This is a genomic window from Acinetobacter entericus (assembly GCF_026168575.1).
GTDB lineage: Bacteria > Pseudomonadota > Gammaproteobacteria > Pseudomonadales > Moraxellaceae > Acinetobacter > Acinetobacter bouvetii.
Genome location: NZ_JAPEQW010000128.1, coordinates 1 through 630 on the forward strand (window position 1 = coordinate 1; position 630 = coordinate 630).

The window sequence follows — 630 nt, forward strand, 5'->3', positions numbered from 1 at the left end:
GCCATTGGTAGTGCGGATTAACCAGAAAGAAGATGACCGCAGCAAAGCGCAGAATCGTTTGTATTGGATGTGGATGAATCAGTGGGCCAAACGTCAAGGTACAGATAAAGATTCAGAGCATTTGTATTTTAAAAAGAACTTTCTTGCTCGGATCTATGCGCGTGATGATGTAGGCCAGTACCGTAATACATTTGCTGCAGTTAAAGTGTTGAAGGATCAAAAGCATCCGATGTATCAGCAAGTGGCGGATGGGCTGAATGTGTTGATCAGCACAACGGATGCAACGGTAGATCAGTTCACTGAATACCTGAATGACATTCATGCGTTTTGCAATAAGCAGGGGTGTTGGCTGCATACGCCGGATGATTTGATGTTTGCTTGGGAGTCTAATATTTAGGTGCGTTATGNAGATCAGTTCACTGAATACCTGAATGACATTCATGCGTTTTGCAATAAGCAGGGGTGTTGGCTGCATACGCCGGATGATTTGATGTTTGCTTGGGAGTCTAATATTTAGGTGCGTTATGAATGCAGATGACTATTTCTGGAAAACCAAGAAGCGCCCACATAAAACAAAACCACGCTCTAAACCTTTACCCAAGGCAAAAGAAAAATATCTAGAGGCTGAGG

1 protein-coding gene is annotated in these 630 nt (G+C 43.2%); it reads left to right on the forward strand.

Translation table 11 applies throughout. The annotated features are described in order from the left end of the window. The coding region (locus tag OKC24_RS19875; protein ID WP_265466312.1) for a NinB/YbcN family protein at nt 1-397 on the forward strand (397 nt) is incomplete at its 5' end. Between the last annotated feature and the right edge of the window lie 233 nt (nt 398-630).